Source organism: Halomarina rubra (genome assembly GCF_023699475.1).
In the GTDB taxonomy this organism is placed as follows: domain Archaea; phylum Halobacteriota; class Halobacteria; order Halobacteriales; family Haloarculaceae; genus Halomarina; species Halomarina rubra.
In genome coordinates this window covers 43,256-57,554 of the sequence record NZ_JALXFV010000004.1, presented here as the reverse complement: position 1 = coordinate 57,554, position 14,299 = coordinate 43,256, and the positions used below count along the sequence as shown (strand labels likewise).

The window sequence follows — 14,299 nt, the reverse complement described above, 5'->3', positions numbered from 1 at the left end:
GGCGACCGCTTACTGCTTGCCCTTCTTCTTCCCGTTGCCCGCGGCGGTCCGTCGGCCCTCACAGCCGGGCACGCCGGGGCCGCCGCGCGCGCCCTTGTAGTCGGTGTCGCCGTCGTAGGCGTCGAACAGGCGGAACCACGTGTCGAAGTTCGACGTCGTAGGCACCGCCGGGTCGTCGTTCACGTTGTTCGTCGTGTCCGTGACGGCGTCGCCGAGACGGAGGTCCGAGCAGAGCGCTTCGGCGACCGCGTTCAGGTTCTCGCGGGCGCTCTGTGGCACGTCGCCGCCGAGCAGGACGACCGCACCGCCGTCGTCGCGGAACGACTGGAGCGCGGCGAGTTCGGCGTCGGTGAACGGGTCGGCGGGCGCGGTCAGGAGGTAGACGCTCGCCCGCGAGAGGAGGTCGGCACCGAACCCGCCGGTGACGTCGTTGACGCCCTGCAACCCCAGGCCGACGCCTTCGAGGTAGCGCTTGTAGTAGGCGGCGTCCTCCGCCGAGAGCGCGTAGCCCGCACCGAACTGCCCGTGACCGCCGTCGACGACGGGCGTGCCCTCGCGCTCGGCGAGTCTGTCGGCGAGGTGGGTGAGGAACGCGAAGTTGTCGTACTCGCTCGTGTCGACGGGGTAGTCCTCCGCTGCCTCGTAGGACTCGTCGACGAACGGCGACCCGACCATCGCGACGCCAGCCTGCTGGTCGACGCCGACGAGCGGCGCGTTCGGTATCGAGGCGGTCTCGCTGGCACGAACGGGCACTCGCTCGTCGAGTCGCCCGGTAGCGCTCTCGACGGCCGCCGCTCGCGGGACGTACAGCGATTCGACGGAGTCGTTGCGGACCTCGGGAGCGGGCAGTTCGCTGCCCGACCAGAGACCCTTCCCGGCCGCACGCGCCTCGAACTCCGCGGCGAGGAACTGGTCGTGGCGACCCAACCCGGAGTCGTAGACGCGAGCGAACCCGTCGCGGACGACCTGCTCGTTGTAGAGCGTGTCCCGAGTACCGGAGCCGTCGGCGTCGTAGGTGAGGTACCCGAGGACGCGCCCGAACTCGTCGCGAACCGGTTCGTTCTCGTCGAAGGTGAGGTCGACCGTCGACCCGGCGGGGAGTTCGCCCTCGGCGTAGGCCGTCGCGGCGAGGCCCTGCTCTTGGAGGTAGTCGAGGGATTCGATCCCCTCCCACTCCTGGGTGCGTTCTGCGAACGCGGCGCTCGGTTTCTCGGGCGTGTCGATGCCGAGGATACGGATGGCTTCGGTCTGGCCGCCCTCGAAACGGACGTCGACGGTGTCGCCGTCGGTGACCTCGACGACCTCGACGGGGTAGGTCGCCTCGCGGTCGAGTTCGAAACCCAGGCCCTCGCGGTCGGCGAAGTAGTCGAACGCGTCGTTGAACTTCGACGTGGTGGGGATGAAGTCGGGGCCGACGTTGTTCTCGGCGTCGAGCACCTGGTCGTCATTAAACCGGAACGGTGCGCCCGCCGCGGCCGCGACCGCGTTGGCGTTGTCCGTCGCGTCGAAGTTCCGGAAATCAGACTGGTCGAACAGGAGCAGGGTGCCGCCGTCGGCGACGAACGCGCTCACGGCGTCGAGTTCCGACTGCGTGAACGCCTCGCTGGGGGAGGTGACGACGGCGACGTCGCTGTCGGGGAGGTCGTCGGCGAGCGTCTCCGTCCAGTTCACGTCGTAGCCGTCGTCCTCCGCGTAGCCGAGGAACGCCTCGAACGTCCACGGCCCGTAGAACTGGTCGTGGCCGTAGTCGAACGCGATGGTACCGGACCCACCGGTCTCGGCGTCCAGCACGTTGAGGAGGAACTCCTCGTTACCGTAGTTGAAGTCCGTGTCGTCCTGCCCGATGGGCGCACCGAAGGCGACGACGCCACCTGCGCTGGCGACGAGCGGAATCGGCGTCCCGTCGGGGTAGGAGACGGCGTCGCCGTCGCCGTCCTCGTCGACGTTGAACGCCGTGGGTTCGGCCCACACCGCGACGACCGAGTCGTCGGTCAGCGGTTCGCCGTTCGCGTTCAGGAGACTCGCCGTCGAGTCGAACATGAGCGGCTCGATGGTGTCGCTCGACTGTGCGAGCACGGTCCGGGCCGCGCCGGTCGCCCCGAGCGATGCCGCGCCCGTCACACCGAGCGCCGTCAGGAAGGTACGTCGTCGCATTGACAGCCGGCCGTCCGTGAATCGTGACCAACTATCTTTCGTTTATGATTTACGTCTGATACAGAGACCTACACGACGGCGAGGACTCAGTGTTCACTAACGAACTCGACGAGGATACCGCCCGTCGAGGCGGGGTGACAGAACGCGACCTCGTGGCCCCACGCGCCGGGGCGTGGCTCCTCGTCGATGAGTTCGACGCCCTGGTCGCGGACGCGCTGGAGCGTTCGGGGCATGTTCTCGGTCGCCATCGCGAGGTGGTGGATGCCGGGGCCGTTCTTCTCCAGGTACCGCTGGACGGTCCCCTCGTCGGTCGGTTCGAGGAGTTCGAAGTAGCCGTCGCCCACGTCGAGGAACTGGACGTAGAGGTCGCCGAACATCTCCTCGTGGACGACCCGCGTCTCGAACAGCGTCGAGAACAGCGACGCCAGCGCGTCCGAGTCGGTCGTGGCGATTCCGGCGTGGTGGAACTGCATACCCCGTGGTGCGCCCGAGGGGACAATAAGCGTCGTGGCGGCGTGGTTCGGTCACGGCGAGTCGTCGCCAGACGGCGTGAGCAACAGGTCCGCGGCGAACCCACCGACCAATAGGCCGACGAACGGGAGCGTCTCGAACACGCCGGGACACACGCCAGCGACGGGAAAAGCATGGTGGCTACACGCCGAGGTGGCGGTCAGGCGCTGTTGTGCTCGCCGAACACGTCGCGCATCGCGTTGCATATCTCGCCGGTCGTCGCGTACGCCTTCACCGCGTCGACGATGTACGGCATCACGTTCTCGCCGTCCTCACAGGCACCGCGGAGCGCGTCGAGGCGCTCGTCGACGGCCTCGTCGTCGCGTGACGCGCGCATCGCGTCGAGTCGTTCGAGCTGGCGCTGTTCGTCCTCCTCGTCGACCTCCGCGAGGTCGTCTTCGGGCACCTCTTCGTCGACCTCGAACTCGTTGACGCCGACGATGACGCGCTCTTCCTCCTCGATCTCGCGCTGGCGCTCGAAGGCGACGTCCTGGATCTGACGCTGGACCCACCGGTCCTCGATGGCCCGGCGCATCCCGCCGCGCTCGTCGATGTCCTCGATGAGTTGGGTCGCCTCCGCCTCCAACTCGTCGGTCAACGACTCGACGTAGTAACTGCCCGCCAGCGGGTCGATGGTGTCGGCCGCGCCCGACTCGTGGGCGAGGATCTGCTGGGTGCGGAGGGCCGTGCGGACGGACTCCTCGGTCGGGAGGCTCAGCGCCTCGTCCTTGCCGTTGGTGTGGAGGCTCTGGGTGCCGCCGAGCACCGCAGCGAGCGCCTGGTACGCCACGCGGACGACGTTGTTCTCTATCTGTTGGGCGGTGAGCGTCGACCCGGCGGTCTGGGTGTGGAACTTCAGCTTCAGCGAGTTGGGGTCCTCCGCACCGAAGCGCTCTTCCATGATTCGCGCCCACATCCGGCGGGCCGCACGGAACTTCGCGACCTCCTCGAGGATGTTGTTGTACGACGCGAAGAAGAAGGAGAGCTGTGGCGCGAAGTCGTCGACGTCCTGGCCGGCCTCGATGGCCGACTCGACGTACTCGATGCCGTCGGCGAGCGTGAACGCGACCTCCTGGGCCGCCGTCGACCCGGCCTCCCGGATGTGGTACCCCGAGATGGAGATGGTGTTGAAGTTCGGCACCTCCTCGGCACAGAACTCGAAGATGTCCGTGATGACCCGCATCGACGGTTCGGGCGGGAAGATGAACGTGTTGCGCGCGGCGTACTCCTTGAGGATGTCGTTCTGGATGGTCCCGCGCAGCTGCTCGCGGTCGACGCCCTGCTCGTCACCGACGGCGACGTACATCGCCAGCAGCACGCTCGCGGGGGCGTTGATGGTCATCGAGGTGCTCACCTCGTCGAGCGGGATGCCGTCGAACACCGTCTCCATGTCGTCGAGCGAGTCGATGGCGACGCCGGACTTCCCCACCTCGCCGGCGGCCATCGCGTCGTCGGAGTCGTAGCCCATCTGCGTCGGTAAGTCGAACGCCATCGACAGCCCCGAGGAGCCGTTGTCGATGAGGTAGCGGAACCGCTCGTTGGTCTCCTCTGCGGTGCCGAAGCCAGCGTACTGGCGCATCGTCCACAGTCGCCCGCGGTACATCGTCGGGTACGGCCCGCGCGTGAACGGCTCCTCGCCCGGGAAACCGAGGTCCTCGTCGTAGTCCTGCTCCGCGACGTCGTTCGGGGTGTAGAGGCGGTCGACCTCGTGGCCCCCCGTGTCGGTCGTGAACGTCTCCTTTCGCTCGCCGAAGCGGTCGAGGGTCGGTCCGAGGGTGTCCTCTTCCCACTCCTCGCGGCCCTCGCGGATGGCGCGAAGGTCCTCGTCGTCGAACATACCTACCGACTCACGCCCGGCCACTATACCGTTGTCTCCTCGGGGCCCGCGTCGCCCGAGGGCACGCAGGCCGGTGAGGCGACGCGGAGGGCTCGACGGACCCCCGGACGGCCCGGCGGCGCAGAGACGGTGTTAAGCCCCGACACGGCGTAGCTACCGAGGAGAGAAGCGGTCATGAACTACGACCAGCAGCGGAGCGAGTCCGTCCCGGCACGGGCACGACCGCCGGGCGACGGTGAAGCCGGTGCCCGACCGTGGTGGACCCGGTTCGCGCCCGACGTCGAGCCGTGGAACTACCTGCCGGGCGTTCTCGCCGGGCTCGTCGGCTGTGGCGTCTTCCTGGTCCTCCACGCGCTGTGGATACTCCCCATCTGGTTCGTCGCACCGGTGGGCGTCGTCGTCGCCGGTCTCGGTGGCGCGCTCGTCGACGTGGCGTTCAGAACTGTCGAGCCACGGCTTCCCGCCGGTCTGTTCGGTCGCTCCCTCGCACTCTGCGTCGGGTCGGTCCTCGTGCTCGTTCCCACGGTGGCCCTCGTCCAGGTCGGCGCGCCCTACCTGCCGACCGTCGACGGTGCCGTCCGGACGGCGGCGGTCGACGTCCCGGCGGTCGCTCTCCGGTTCGTCGTCGAGTTCCTCCTCGTCACGGCGCTCGCCGGCGCTGGAGTCGGCTGGCTGCTCACCCGTCGTCGTCGCGGTGCGCTGGCGGTCGCCGCCGGAGCGGTCGCGATAGCGCTCGGGCCCGGCCACAACCTGCCGTTCTTCCAGGTCGCCGTCCACCCCGGCCCGACGCTGACGGCCTACCTGCTGACGCTCGTCCCGCTGGTGGTCGCGAGCGTGGTCCTCGTGGTCGTCGACGGGCGCTACGGACCGACTCACGCCACCCCGCACGGCTGACGCGGTCTGCCGTTCGTTTTACCGTGGTTCTCGGTCGCTCCGCTCCCTCCGGACGACTCGCCCGGCTCGTCGTCCGTGCTCCCGCTCGTTGCACTCGGCGGGAACTCCGAACCGCGCTACTCGTCTACCAGCGCGTCCAACAACGTCTCGAGGTCGTACGACTCGAGCGCGCGGGCGTCCTCGTGGATGGCGTCGATGACGAACGTCGAGTTGGTCCGCTCGACCTCCCCGACCTGCTCGAAGTCGTCGATGAGACGACCCACCTGGTCGGCGTCGGGGAGGCGGGCGATGGCGATGAAGTCCGTCTCGCCCATCGTCGAGAACAGGTGGGTGACGCCCTCGATGTCCAGTATCTCGCCCTCGACGACGTCGCGTTCGTCGAGGTCCGCGAGGATCTCGACGACAACGGTCACGCCCAACCCCACGGCTTCGAGGTCGAGGTCGTACAGGTCGTTGGTGATGACGCCGTCCTCTCGCAGGTTGTTCAGCCGGTAGTGGATGGTTGACACCGGGATGTCCGTCTCCTCGTGGAGCGCCTCGGGACTCCCCGTCCCGAGGTCGGCGATGGCCCGCAACAGGCGCACGTCGCGCTCGTCCATGCGCTTCGCTCGTCGTGAGAGACCAACTAACCATCGGGTGCGTCCCGGAGTAACACGCGACACCACTTCGATTCAGTTTCAACCAGTTTCATCGATAGCTACAGCAGCTATCAATAATATCATGACACTATTGTTCCACTCTATCCCAATCTGTTGTAGACAGGTTTAACCGTGGGCGTCAGCGAGCTTGGAGTAGATACCAATGGTTCGCGCTACTCTTTGGAAGATTCTCCCAAGTACCCCGTTCTTGTTCGCACTGCTCGCCACCTTCTGGGGGACGTCGTTCGTCGCCATCGAGGTCGGCCTCCACCACGTCCCGCCGATGCTGTTCGCGGCGCTCCGCTACGACCTCGCCGGCATCGTCGTACTCGGGTACGCCGCCTACACGACCGACCGCTGGCGACCGCGTGGTCGCGACGAGTGGGCGGTCACGCTCGTCGCGGGCGCGTTCATCATCGCCGGCTACCACGGTCTCCTCTACATGGGCGAACAGTACGTCTCCGGAGCCATCGCCGCGGTCATCGTCTCGCTGTCGCCCGTGTTGACCGTCGCGTTCGCCGCGGTCGTCCTCCGAGAGGGTCGCATCGAGGGCCTCGGGATGCTCGGCCTCGCGTTCGGCTTCGTCGGCGTCGTCCTCGTCGCCAACCCCGACCCGAGCGCGCTCGGTGACGACGCGATGGGTATCGCGCTGGTCTTCTTCGGCGGCGCGAGCTTCGCGCTCGGTGCGGTGCTCACCCGGCCGTTCGACACCGACCTCCCCATCGCGACGATGGAGGGGTGGGCGATGCTCAGCGGGTCGGCGATGCTCCACGTCGCGGGGGTCGCCCGTGGCGAGACGCTCGCCCAGATTCACCTGACGCCGACTGCCGTCGCGTCGTTCCTCTACCTCACGCTCGTCTCGGGGGTCGTCGCGTTCCTGCTGTACTTCGAGCTACTCGACCGCGTCGGGCCGACCGAGATCAACCTCATCGGCTACCTCGAACCGGTCGTCGCCGCGCTGATGAGTTGGCTGGTGCTCGGCGAGTTCGTCGACATGGCGACGGCGACCGGGTTCGCCGTCATCTTCCTCGGGTTCGCCCTCCTCAAGCGTGACGCGCTGGCGGCGCTCGGCGAGCGTCTCGTCGGTCAGCGCCCCGTGTCGTACTTGTAGGTCGCCTTCTCGGGGTCGATGCCGAACTCCTCGGCGTCCGGGTCCGGCGCGGGCGCACGGTCCTCCGCCGCCGTCTTGAACCGCTCACGAAGCTCCTCGGGCATCCGGAACCGACCCACGTCGAGGTGCATCCCGATGGCGTCCTCGACGAGGGTCTCCCGTTTCTCTTCGAGGCGCTCGTCGAGCACGTCCGGTAACTGTTCGCGTTCGACCGCCCGGAACCCGAACTGCGAGAGGTAGTTGGGCTGGTCGGTCAGCGCGTACACCGAGTCGAACCCCTGGCTCTCGGCGGTCGTGACGAGTCGTTCGATCACGTGTGCGCCGACACCCTGTCCCCGCCAGTTGTCGAGGACGCCGATGCTCGTCAGCTCACAGACCTCGGGGGCGTCCTGGGGTTTGTGGATGCGGATGCGGCCGAACCCCGCCTTTGTGTCCGACTCCTCGTCGACGGCGACGACGTAGTCCCGGGACCGAAACGACTGCTCGTCGAGACCCATCGCCTCGATGTGGTCGAGCAGCCACACCTCCTCTCGGTTTTTCGCGTCCCTCACGTACATGCGCGACGGTTGTCTCGGGAAGGGCAAAAACGTTCTCCGGGAGGGAACCGGCCGGCCGAACGCGCGGCGAACGCCCGGCGGCGAGACAAGTTACTTGTCGTCGCGCGAAGCACTCCGGGGCATGAGCAGCCTACCGGACCTCGACGAAGTGGTGTACGACCCCGACCAGGAGACGGTCGAGGCGACGAACGTCCACCAGTTCATGGCAGAGTTCGACATCGACAGCTACGACGACCTCGTCGAGCGCTCACAGGACGTCGAGTGGTTCTGGGACCTCCTCCCGGAGTACCTCGACATCGAGTTCTACGAGGGGTACGACCAGATTCGGGACACGACCGACGGCCCACAGTTCACCGACTGGTACGTCGGCGGCGAACTCAACGTCGCGCACAACACCGTCGACCGTCACGCCGCCGTCGACAGCGACCACCGCAACAAAGTGGCGACCATCTGGGAGGGCGAGGACGGCGAGGTCCGGGAGGTCACCTACCACGAACTCCGGAGACAGACCGACGAGGTCGCGAACTACCTCGAGTCGGTCGGCGTCGGCACCGGCGACACGGTCGGTCTCTACATGCCGATGGTCCCGGAGGTCGTCTCCATCCTCTACGGCTGTTTCAAGGTCGGCGCTATCGCCGTTCCCATCTTCTCGGGGTTCGGCGTCGACGCCACCGCGACGCGCATCGCCGACGCGGAGTGTTCGGTGCTGTTCACCGGCGACGGCTTCTACCGCCGCGGGTCGCCCATCACCCTCAAGGACGCCGCCGACGAGGCCATCGAGGAGGCCGGCCACGTCGAGCATACGGTCGTGTTCGACCGTCTCGGCGCGAGCGAGGCAGACAGCGACGTGAGCGTCCCGTTCGACGACGCGCGTGACGCGTGGTGGACCGACGCCATCGAGACACAGGACGACCACTACGACACGAAGTCGCTCGACTCGGGCCAGGAGTCGATGCTGTTGTACTCCTCGGGGACCACCGGCAAGCCGAAGGGCATCGTCCACACCCACGCCGGCGTCCAGATGCAGACGGCCAAGGAGATCTACTTCGGGTTCGACCACGAGCCCGCCGACCGCTTCTTCTGGGTGAGCGACATCGGCTGGATGATGGGGCCGTGGACGCTCATCGGCAACCACACCTTCGGCGGGACGGTGTTCATGTACGAGGGCGCACCGGACTACCCCGAACCGGACCGTTTCTGGGAGATGATCGACCGCCACCAGCTTTCGGTGTTCGGCATCTCCCCGACCGCCATCCGCGCGCTCCGCAAGAAGGGCGACGAGTGGTTAGAGGGCTACGACCTCTCCTCGCTGCGCCTGCTCGGGTCGACGGGCGAACCGTGGGACCCCGAGTCCTGGCTCTGGTTCTACGAGCACGTCGGCAACGGCGACACGCCCATCATCAACATCTCCGGGGGGACCGAGATCTGTGGCTGCTTCCTCATGCCCCTCCCAGGGATGTCGCTCAAACCCTGTACGCTCGGCAAACCCGGCCTCGGGATGGCCGTCGACATCGTCGACTCCCAGGGCGAGAGCGTCGCCGACGACCACGAACGGGGCTTCCTCGTCGCTCGTGACTCCTGTCCCTCGATGACGAAGTCGCTGTGGGAGGGCGACGAACGCTACCTCGACACCTACTGGAGTAGCTTCGAGGACCCGCCGATGTGGGACCACGGCGACTGGGCACAGCAGGACGAGGACGGCTTCTGGTTCCTCCACGGCCGCGCGGACGACGCGCTCAACGTGGCCGGACGGAAGGTCGGCCCCGCAGAGGTCGAAGGCGCGCTCATCGACCACGAGGCGGTCAACCAGGCCGCCGCCATCGGCGCGCCCGACGACACCACCGGGACCGCCGTCGTCGCCTACGTCATCCTCGACGCGGGCGTCGAGGAGAGCGAGGAACTGCGCGACGAACTGCGCGAACAGGTCGGCGAGGAACTCGGGAAACCGTTCCGCCCGCGCGAGGTGCTGTTCGTCGACGAGTTCCCGAAGACGCAGTCCGGGAAGATAATTCGGCGCGCCATCCAGGCCGCCTACACCGGCGAGGACCTGGGCGACATGAGCTCCATCGAGAACCCGAGCGCCCTGGAGAACGTCGAAGACGCGCGGTAGGTCGACACGCCGGCCTCAGAGCACGCCTCTGAGACGGCCGGCGGCTTCTACGCAGGCCGCGCCGACCAGTCCGACCACGCCGGTCACGAGGAAGACCGGGAGGTACGACCCGAGCGACTGGTAGCCGACGCTGGCCAGCGGGGAGGCGAGCAGTCCCGCGACAGCGAACGCGAGCGAGACGATACCGTACAGTGTGCCGAGTTGGTCGGCCCCGAACAGGTCGGCGACGAGCGGCGAGAGCAACGCGCCGTTGCCGCCGTAGCCGACGCCGAAACAGGCGGTGACGCCGAGCAGGACGAACGGCCCGCGCGCGAACGGCAACGCGAGCAGCGACAGCCCCATCAGCGACGACGAGCCGACGAACACGCGTACTCGACCGAGGCGGTCCGCACCGACCCCGATACCCAGACGAGCGGCGCTGGTAGCGAGTCCGACGACGCTGAGTGCGAGGACGCCGGCCCACTCCGCGCCCACGTTGGCCGCGAAGGGGACGACGTGGTTGACGAGGACGTACAGCGGCGCGTAGATGAACGTCCACCCGAGCACGACCAGCACGAACGGAAGCGAGCGAACCGTCTCCCGAGCGCTCCGCCCGTTCGTCGACGACGTTCCCCCGTCGGTGGCGGAGCGTTCGACCGGCCGTCCCTCCGGGGCGTCGTCGTCCCCACCTGCGGTGTCGCTCGTCTCGGGGAACTCGTGTGAGCGGTCGGCCCCCACCGCCTCGGGCGTGTCGGCGAGGAAGGCGGCAGCGAGCAGCGAAACTGCGGTGAGCGCGACGGCGAGGGTCTGGAACGTCACTCGCCACCCCGAACGAGCGACGAGTTCGGCCGCCGAGGGAGCGATGACGAGGAGGCCGACACCGAGACCCGCACTGGCGAGACCGGTCGCCGCCCCGCGGCGACGGTGGAACCAGTGGGGGACGACGGCGTAGGCGACGAGGTAGAGACAGCCCATTCCGACGCCGGTGACCAGTCCGTAGGTGAGCAGGAGCGACGGGTAGGAGTCGCTCAGCGACGTCCCGTACAGCCCGACACCGAGGACGAGCGCGCCGGCAGCCATCGTCCGGCGGGGACCGAACCGGTCGAGTGCCCCGCCGAGGAGGGCTGCACCGACGTAGATGGCGAACGTCTGGACGCCGAAGACGAGCGAGACGCGGGCCGGCGAGACGTCGAACCCCGACCGCAGCGAGTCGAAGAAGACGCTGAACGAGTACGTCGTCCCGAACATGACGCCCGCGGCCACGAAACAACTGAGGGCGACGATCCACCCGTAGTAGACGTGATCTGCCAGACGGGAACGCACCCGTCCATCGGGGTGGGGAGTCCGTAAATAAGGACGGGTTCAGGATAACATCGCTCGAATCGACAGACGGCACCGCATAAACTGTAAGCACTCGCCACAAGCGTTTTTACGCTGCCGTTTCAGTCGGTTCGTGGTACGAAATTACATGGCGATGACCACGCCGATTCGGCGGTTGGGGGAGAAGTTCGCAGACTGGGCGATGCGGTACATGCCGGACCCGTACGTGTTCGTCATCGTACTGACGGCGCTCGCGTTCCTCGCTGCGCTCCCGCTCCAGTTACAGAGCGGGGACGTCTCGACAACGCTCGGTGCCGTCACCAGCATCTTCGATGCGTGGTACGGCGGTGTCTGGACGTTCCTGACGTTCATGGCCCAGTTCGCGGTCATCCTGATGACCGGTGACGCCATCGCGAAGTCACCGGCAGTCACTCGACTGCTCGAACGGATCGCCGGCGTCCCGCGGTCGCGAGCGCAGGCCGTCGCGTTCACGTCGTTCGTCGCGATGGTCGGCGCGCTCATCTCGTGGGGCTTGGGACTGATCGTCGGTGCCGTGATGGCCCGACAGGTGACCTACCAGGCCCAGAAACGGGGGACGAAGCTCCACTACCCGCTCGTCGCCGCGGCCGGGTACACGGGGCTGATGATCTGGCACTCGGGGCTGACGAGTTCGTCGGGGCTGTTCATGGCGTCGCTCACCGAGGAGGACACCGAGTTCCTCCAGTACGCACCGAACGGGATTCCGGTCACCGAGACGATCGGCAGTCTGGCGAACCTCACGACGGTCGCCCTGCTGCTCCTCGTCATTCCGGTCGTGATGGCCGCACTCCACCCACGAGACGACGACGAGATTCGTGGCCTCCCCGACAGCGTCGTCGAGGAGATGACGCCGTCGGACGGTGTCGCCGCCGACGGTGGAACCGCCACGGCCGACCCCGTCGAACCGACGGCGACCGAGCGACTGTCGCCCGCCGACCGACTGAACGGGTCGGTGGGACTCACCCTCCTCATCGCGATCTTCCCGGCGTACTACTTCGTCAACTCGTGGTTCCTCAGCGGGGACGGACTGGCCGGTCTCTCGCTCAACAGCATCAACGCGTTCTTCCTGTTCTGTGCGATCGTCCTGTGGAAGACGCCGGAAGGAATCGTCGAGCAGATGGAGGACTCGGTGGAGAACGTCTCGGGCATCCTCTTTCAGTTCCCGTTCTACGCGGGCATCTCGGGCATCGTCACCGGGACGGCGCTCGGTCTGACCATCGCGGACTTCTTCGCCAGCGTCTCGACACCGCTGACGTGGCCGGTCCTCGGCCTCATCAGCACTGGACTGGTCAACTTCCTCGTCCCCTCGGGCGGTGGCCAGTGGGCCGCACAGGGACCGATCCTCTTGGAGACGACCCAGCAACTCGGGATGCCGGCGTCGACGGCGGTCATCCTGGAGATGATGGGCGATCAGCTCACGAACATGATTCAGCCGTTCTGGGCGCTCCCGCTGCTCGCACTGGCGGATCTCAGAGCACGCGACATCATCGGCTACTCGACGGTCGCGATGCTCGTCGGGTTCGTCATCATGGCGACCACGCTGACCGTGTTCCTCGGGTTGCCACACGCCTGACTGGCGGCCACCCGAACACCGCCTGCTCGTTCGGTGCTCCGCTTCTCGCCCGGCGCGTGACGACCCGTAGTCCGGTCAGTCGAACACCGACTCGGGAGCGACGACGTCCGACTCGGGTGCGTCGCCGTCGGCAACCGCGAACTCCCCGACCGCTCCCTCGTCGGGGAGGAGTATCGACCCCCCGACGAGCAGCGGTGCGACCAGGCCGGCGACGACGGTGCCCGGTTCCGAGAGCGGTGCGCGCACCGCGACCGAGTCCTCGGGGCCGAGGTGCCACTCCTCGGCGACGCGGGCCGCCGCGTCCAGCACCTCCCGGTGGGTGTAGGTCCTCCCGTCCGCACCGCGCAGCGCCGCGCCGTCCGGTTCGACCCGGTCGGGGGGTTCGGTCGGGTTCTCGCTCCAGACGTCCCGTTCGAAGTACGCCACGTCGGGGTCCTCGGGGGCGTCGCCGTACGCGACGCGCTTGGTCACCGCGTCGACGGCGTAGTCGCCGAGTCGGTCGGTCGGCGTCACGAGCGCGCGAGTCTCGGTAGGGACGGTCGCTGGCGGGTCGAACGAGACAGTCGCGCCCAGCAGTGCCGCGCCGTACAGCGAGAGGACGGGTTCGGGCCGACCCCTCCCGACGAGCGCGACGTCGCGCCCCCCGCGGACACCGAGGTGACGCAGGAAGTTCCCGACCTTCCACGCGTTCGTACAGAACCGACGGTAGTCGTACGTCCGGCCGAGCGCCGGGACGAGGAGCGCGTCGTCCGCGCTCCGACGGGAGCGCGCGACGAGGTCACCGAGTACGTCCATGGCGACCGTTCGCGCGACCGGCCTAAATCAGCGATGAATGCCGAATTAGCCACCGCTTACCGTCGCGGCGGCGTGCAACAGTCCGTCCGACGGCGACGGTCGAGCGGTGCGCCGTCGTGGGATTTTCTGCCGCACCAGGGGTCGAAAATCCAATCGGCGAGCAGTCCGGCAATCAGTCGGTGGGTAGGCGACGAAAACGGTTCTAAAACGTGATATTAATTTAAGTCAGTTACTCTCTCAGAAGAGAACATGGCCTCACGAGAACAGTTCGAGACGAGAGACGGGCGGGGGTCCGAGTCGGGCGGAGACGCGAGTGAGCACCGAGTCGGCACAGCACAGCGAGACGGCGTCGAGTCGCGAGCGGCCGACGGCGCGGTCGTCGCCTTGGACGACGAGTCGCTCGCCGAGAGCGACCTGACGGTGACGCAGGCCGACGGTTGGCTGTCCGAACTCACCGTCCGCCCGTGTGTCGACTGCTCGTGGGCGGGGTTCGACCATCCGCCCGACGAGGTGGGGGCGACCCTGCTCGTCGGCGTCGACGGCGAGTCGTGGACCGACCCGGTCGCCACCGAACTCCTCCCGGTCGCCGACCACCCCGCGGGCGAGACGACGCTGACGTTCGAGGGGACGTACGACGTCGTCGAGACCACGACGCTCGATGCCAACGACTTCGAACCCGCACCGCGCGCGGAGCGCCCACGGACACGGACGCTCACGCTCCGTCTCGTCGTCGACCTGCTCGACGAGGACGGACGGCCCCTCGCCGGCGACGTCGCCGTCCC

At 67.7% G+C, this 14,299-nt stretch carries 12 protein-coding genes; 5 read left to right on the top strand and 7 right to left on the bottom strand.

Annotated elements, in window-relative coordinates; all coding sequences use genetic code 11:
* Positions 1–9: 9 nt before the first annotated feature.
* The 3 genes from M1L36_RS09600 to M1L36_RS09590 form a co-directional block, all read right to left on the bottom strand.
* Positions 10–2,154 carry a DUF4350 domain-containing protein gene (locus M1L36_RS09600; RefSeq protein WP_250873517.1) on the bottom strand — a complete coding sequence of 715 codons (2,145 nt, stop codon included), beginning with the start codon at positions 2,152–2,154 and terminating at the stop codon, positions 10–12.
* An 86-nt stretch (positions 2,155–2,240) separates the two neighbouring features.
* Positions 2,241–2,627 carry a methylmalonyl-CoA epimerase gene (mce, locus tag M1L36_RS09595; protein WP_250873516.1) on the bottom strand — a complete coding sequence of 129 codons (387 nt, stop codon included), beginning with the start codon at positions 2,625–2,627 and terminating at the stop codon, positions 2,241–2,243.
* 197 nt (positions 2,628–2,824) lie between these two features.
* Entirely contained in the window at positions 2,825–4,501 is a 1,677-nt protein-coding gene (locus M1L36_RS09590; RefSeq protein WP_250873515.1) for an acyl-CoA mutase large subunit family protein, read from the bottom strand.
* Positions 4,502–4,675: 174 nt separating this feature from the next.
* On the opposite strand from M1L36_RS09590, the gene M1L36_RS09585 reads away from it, so the two are divergent.
* Positions 4,676–5,395: a hypothetical protein gene (locus M1L36_RS09585; protein WP_250873514.1), complete on the top strand. Its 720-nt coding sequence runs from the start codon at positions 4,676–4,678 to the stop codon at positions 5,393–5,395.
* 116 nt (positions 5,396–5,511) lie between these two features.
* Here M1L36_RS09585 and M1L36_RS09580 read toward each other — a convergent pair whose 3' ends face one another.
* Positions 5,512–5,994: an Lrp/AsnC family transcriptional regulator gene (locus M1L36_RS09580; RefSeq protein ID WP_250873513.1), complete on the bottom strand. Its 483-nt coding sequence runs from the start codon at positions 5,992–5,994 to the stop codon at positions 5,512–5,514.
* Positions 5,995–6,196: 202 nt separating this feature from the next.
* Between M1L36_RS09580 and M1L36_RS09575 the strand changes: the two genes are divergently transcribed.
* Positions 6,197–7,144 carry a DMT family transporter gene (locus M1L36_RS09575; protein WP_250873512.1) on the top strand — a complete coding sequence of 316 codons (948 nt, stop codon included), beginning with the start codon at positions 6,197–6,199 and terminating at the stop codon, positions 7,142–7,144.
* Here the strand turns inward: M1L36_RS09575 and M1L36_RS09570 are convergent.
* Positions 7,120–7,701, bottom strand: coding sequence for a GNAT family N-acetyltransferase (locus M1L36_RS09570; protein WP_250873511.1), 582 nt, complete (start codon positions 7,699–7,701; stop codon positions 7,120–7,122). The two genes, M1L36_RS09575 and M1L36_RS09570, sit on opposite strands and share 25 nt — an antisense overlap.
* Positions 7,702–7,822: 121 nt before the next feature.
* On the opposite strand from M1L36_RS09570, the gene M1L36_RS09565 reads away from it, so the two are divergent.
* A complete protein-coding gene (locus M1L36_RS09565) occupies positions 7,823–9,811 on the top strand; it encodes an AMP-binding protein (protein WP_250873510.1) in 1,989 nt (662 codons plus the stop codon).
* A 15-nt stretch (positions 9,812–9,826) separates the two neighbouring features.
* Here the strand turns inward: M1L36_RS09565 and M1L36_RS09560 are convergent, their stop codons facing one another.
* Entirely contained in the window at positions 9,827–11,113 is a 1,287-nt protein-coding gene (locus M1L36_RS09560) for an MFS transporter (protein ID WP_250873509.1), read from the bottom strand.
* Between the two features lie 130 nt (positions 11,114–11,243).
* Between M1L36_RS09560 and M1L36_RS09555 the strand changes: the two genes are divergently transcribed.
* Complete coding sequence (locus tag M1L36_RS09555) at positions 11,244–12,722, top strand: TIGR00366 family protein (protein WP_250873508.1); 1,479 nt, start codon at positions 11,244–11,246, stop codon at positions 12,720–12,722.
* A gap of 75 nt (positions 12,723–12,797) precedes the next feature.
* Here M1L36_RS09555 and M1L36_RS09550 read toward each other — a convergent pair whose 3' ends face one another.
* Positions 12,798–13,517 (bottom strand): acyl-CoA synthetase family protein, encoded by a 720-nt coding sequence (locus tag M1L36_RS09550; RefSeq protein WP_250873507.1) that lies wholly within the window; start codon positions 13,515–13,517, stop codon positions 12,798–12,800.
* A 249-nt stretch (positions 13,518–13,766) separates the two neighbouring features.
* On the opposite strand from M1L36_RS09550, the gene M1L36_RS09545 reads away from it, so the two are divergent.
* Positions 13,767–14,299: hypothetical protein (locus tag M1L36_RS09545; RefSeq protein ID WP_250873506.1), on the top strand; the 533-nt coding region annotated here is incomplete at its 3' end.

Bases quoted from the DNA above. Each gene is read 5' to 3' on its own strand.
- M1L36_RS09600 (WP_250873517.1), bottom strand. From the start codon at position 2,154: ATGCGACGACGTACCTTCCTGACGGCGCTCGGTGTGACGGGCGCGGCA.
- mce (WP_250873516.1), bottom strand. From the start codon at position 2,627: ATGCAGTTCCACCACGCCGGAATCGCCACGACCGACTCGGACGCGCTG.
- M1L36_RS09590 (WP_250873515.1), bottom strand. From the start codon at position 4,501: ATGTTCGACGACGAGGACCTTCGCGCCATCCGCGAGGGCCGCGAGGAG.
- M1L36_RS09585 (WP_250873514.1), top strand. From the start codon at position 4,676: ATGAACTACGACCAGCAGCGGAGCGAGTCCGTCCCGGCACGGGCACGA.
- M1L36_RS09580 (WP_250873513.1), bottom strand. From the start codon at position 5,994: ATGGACGAGCGCGACGTGCGCCTGTTGCGGGCCATCGCCGACCTCGGG.
- M1L36_RS09575 (WP_250873512.1), top strand. From the start codon at position 6,197: ATGGTTCGCGCTACTCTTTGGAAGATTCTCCCAAGTACCCCGTTCTTG.
- M1L36_RS09570 (WP_250873511.1), bottom strand. From the start codon at position 7,701: ATGTACGTGAGGGACGCGAAAAACCGAGAGGAGGTGTGGCTGCTCGAC.
- M1L36_RS09565 (WP_250873510.1), top strand. From the start codon at position 7,823: ATGAGCAGCCTACCGGACCTCGACGAAGTGGTGTACGACCCCGACCAG.
- M1L36_RS09550 (WP_250873507.1), bottom strand. From the start codon at position 13,517: ATGGACGTACTCGGTGACCTCGTCGCGCGCTCCCGTCGGAGCGCGGAC.